1 pseudogene is annotated in these 1,812 nt (G+C 68.8%); it reads right to left on the minus strand.

Features of this window, described 5'->3' with window-relative positions:
- Positions 1-1,089 (minus strand): annotated as a pseudogene (locus VXC91_RS45080) (substrate-binding domain-containing protein); the annotation flags it as partial.
- Positions 1,090-1,812 lie beyond the last annotated feature (723 nt).

Raw genomic sequence — 1,812 nt, forward strand, 5'->3', positions numbered from 1 at the left:
CCCCGCGTCTTTGTTGATGACGATGCTGAACACGGAGAAGGCGACGGGCCTGGGGATCAACCGGGGGTGGCCGTCGGAGGCGAGGCCGTCGGTGAAGGCGAGGTGGTCACCGAGTCCCTCACCGACCGGGACCTTGGTCTCCCGGCCGGCCTGGTCGAGTTCGGTGACCCCTTCGGTGCTGCCCTTGAAGGGATTGTCCTCAAGGGGAATCCGCACGTCCGCACCTTCGCACCGGTCGAGGTAGTCCTCGGCGGCGGCCTCCAGGGCGCGCGCGAAGGCCGTGGAGCCGTGCAGGTGCAGGGTGCCGTCGACGCAGTCCAGCGGCGGGGGGTCCTCGCGCCAGAACAGCGTCAGGCTCGCCTGGGTGAGGACCGCCGCGGTCAGCAGTGCGATACCCAGCAGCGCCGGTCTGGAGGCGAAGAGGTGGGCCTCGGTTCTGGCCATCTTGAGCCGGGCGAACCAGCCGAGCCAGCGGAACCAGCGGTTGTGCCCGTCCCCGAGCACCCCGGCCCGGAACACCGGCCGCGGCACGTCCCCCGAGGTCCCAGGCTTACGCTCCAGCACCGCCAGCACCTTGTAGTGGGCGCCCTTGTTGAGCATCACCTTGGGCAGCTTGATCAGGCCCGCGCCGTCCTGCTCACCGTGTCCGAAGCCCGAGGCCTCCCTGGTCTCGGTGCTGCCGTCGTCGGCCCGGGTCTCGGTGATGAAGAAGGAGCGCAGTGCGGGGTCGCTGAGCTCGGTCACCGCCATGCCGACGACCCGGCGCTGCGGGAACGTGACCCATATGCCGGTCGCGTTGGTGGTGGGGGCGAGGTAGTCGCTCTCGCCGATCTCCACCCAGCCCGCGTTCTCGATCCGCATCAGGACGAACGACGGCTCGTTGAGTGACCTGGTGTCCACCCGCATCCCCGCCAGTACGTTGGCGCTCGGAGCGTGGCCCGCGCCCGTGGCCGGGGTGTCCATCTGCACGCGGTAGCCGAGCCGCTTTCGACCGGCGACTCCGAACTCCCACACGAACGCCAGAAGAGGGATCACGACACTGAGGATGGCGACGACGTTGCTGAAGTCCCACTCGAATCCGAGGCTCACCGTCGAATCCCTTTGAGTCATCAAGTAGTTAACCGGGAGCCCAGGGTGACAAGTGCGAGCCGGATGTTGCCAGGGATGCCGTAATCCTCCCGATCATGTTCATCCGTCAGTCATCTGCGCAACGTTCCGTTCCTCTACTGGCCCCTGTACGGGCGGAGGCACTCCCTGCCCCGCCCTGCTACCCGTCACCGTTGACCGGATGAGCACCGAGGAGAAGCACTCCTGCTTGGCCGTGCAGCAGCGCAGCGAGCACCCATCCCACCGCCGGCACGACGGCGGACAGCATGCCCAGGCCCCAGAAGAGGTCCGCAAGATTGTCGGCACCGGCGAGCCAGGCGAGCCGCCGGCGGTCAGGGCCACTGTCGTAGCGGCCAGGAGGCCGGGGCGTTGGCCGGGCTCTGCGGGGGGTTGCGGGAGGAGTGCTCGACCGCGTCGGACGTCGGTTGAGAGATGCTCGGCAGCACGTGGGCGTAACCAGCTTCGAGTAGAAGGGCTCCGGCCGCCGCGGCGGTGGCGGTCCGGCGGGTCGTGGTGCCCACCCGCCGGAGCCCGCGTTCGCGCGCGGTGCCGAGCCCGTGGCCCGGGCCGGTCTTCGAACGCGTTCGAATCGCCTGCTCGAATTGAACGCATTCAATGCCGACCTCCGACGAGTGGCCCAGCCGATGGTCCACACGCCGCTGACCTGTACGGGCCATTTATCGGCCCCCACAACCGCACGCAGGC

The sequence above is a fragment of the Streptomyces chiangmaiensis genome (assembly GCF_036281785.1).
Classification (GTDB): domain Bacteria; phylum Actinomycetota; class Actinomycetes; order Streptomycetales; family Streptomycetaceae; genus Streptomyces; species Streptomyces chiangmaiensis.